We start from the raw sequence: 1,672 nt of genomic DNA, 5'->3' as shown, positions 1-1,672 counted from the left end.
CACATGTTCGCTGGTGATTATCCCATCATTTACCGTAAAAATAATGGAACCNCTTTCTCAAATTATATCCGTCAAAGTATTTGTCCACAACAGCATATTTTTCCATTGCAATCACCGCAATTCCTTAAATTTTTTTGATTTATGCATAAGGCTACCATTTATTACTGTTTCGGTTTGCAATTTCAATGTACCTGACCTAATTTTTGGTATTCCCTGTGGAAGTTTTTTGAATATAGTAATCGCAACATCCTGATATGGGGCATATACTGCATCTGGGTGACACGGGCTTGCATATATTCTTTCCAAATTCCACCAGGACTGGATTAAATTCTATCTGGTATTTGACCGGCACTATGGCCTTTAATGCCTCTTCGGTTTCATCCGGATTCTTTGTATGGACCAGCCCGATTCTGTTAGATACCCTGAAAACATGCGTGTCAACAGCAATAGCGGGTATATTGAACCCCTGCGTGAGTACTATGTTTGCAGTTTTGCTTCCAGTTCCAGGAAGTTTTACAAGTTCATCATGGGTATCTGGAACTTTTCCTCCATAATCATGATTGATTATTCTTGCTATTTCAATTATTCTTCCCGATTTAACATTGCTGAATCCCACATATTTTATAATGGCCTTTATATCAGAAGGATTAGCGTGCTCCAGTCCATAGGAATCATGATACCTGTTGTAAAGTTTCCGTGCAGCTTCGTCAGTTACCGCATCTTTCGTTCTCTGGGATAATATTGTTGTTATAAGTATCCAGAAAGGAGAATCAGTAAATTCAAAATGATGTTCAGGCGATACCTCCCTGATCTTCATATATATATTTTCAAAGTCCACCATAAGCCCTTATAATTGTATGATTTAAATTATTATCTGAACAAAATTATGTGGAATATGATATATAAAAATATGTTACAATTTAATCAGAAAGAAAGCCAGTGAGTTTACGATGTGGATAAATTCTCTGGAAGAAATGTACATTTATTCAATAAATAATAAAGTAATTAAATATCTTCAAAACTTGCCCGTCGTCTAATTTTTAAATATTTATCATAAATTATCAGGTTCAAAGCATGGAGTGTGGGATACTATTCCTTGTCCAGGGTTATTATAAGATAAACCTTTCTGCCAAGGAACTCCTTGGGGCAGTCTACCTTTGCTCCTGATCCAAACTTTGTGACTCGCCTCTCAATAAATCCCTGTATTCCCTTCACCGGTGATGACATTCAGTACAAGCTTGAGGAGATCAACAATATTCTGGGAAAGAAATACGTACTGGAACACCCTAAAAAGGAGAGGGACTGGAGAACTTACGAGCAGGAGTTTGCACAGAGAAGGGATGACAGAATAGATAATGCACTATTCTGCACCGGTGTGTGGTACAACCTGTTCAATATGGGTAGATTGTAGAATAGTGTCCCACACTCCAAAGCATGGTAATACTTATGTAAGAATATACCATATCCTGTTAATTCCATGATATCTGAAGAAAAGAAAAACAAAATAAAATCTTCCTTAAAGAATACAAAGGAAAGAAGGAAAAACCAGATAATAACAATAGTAAAAACTAAGATAGACATGGATAAATTAAGCAATAAAACAGTAAACACATTAAAGATCCTATTCCTAGAATTCAAATGGCTGTACAATTATGTAATTAACAGGGAGTTC

Annotated in this window: 2 protein-coding genes and 1 pseudogene; 1 reads left to right on the top strand and 2 read right to left on the bottom strand. The window is 36.0% G+C overall.

All coding sequences use genetic code 11. The annotated features are described in order from the left end of the window. Nucleotides 1–196 precede the first annotated feature (196 nt). On the bottom strand, nt 197–841 hold the full coding sequence (gene nth / locus AMDU4_RS10225) for an endonuclease III (protein ID WP_021787819.1): 645 nt from the start codon (nt 839–841) through the stop codon (nt 197–199). Between the two features lie 248 nt (nt 842–1,089). Continuing rightward, entirely contained in the window at nt 1,090–1,227 is a 138-nt protein-coding gene (locus tag AMDU4_RS14205) for a DUF2080 family transposase-associated protein (RefSeq protein WP_394324948.1), read from the bottom strand. Nucleotides 1,228–1,477: 250 nt separating this feature from the next. On the opposite strand from AMDU4_RS14205, the pseudogene AMDU4_RS10215 reads away from it, so the two are divergent. Further along, nucleotides 1,478–1,672: pseudogene (locus AMDU4_RS10215) on the top strand (RNA-guided endonuclease TnpB family protein); the annotation flags it as partial.

It is taken from the genome of Ferroplasma sp. Type II, assembly GCF_000496155.1.
The sequence above is the reverse complement of the archived record's forward strand: the minus strand, read 5'-3'. Positions and strand labels throughout refer to the sequence as shown.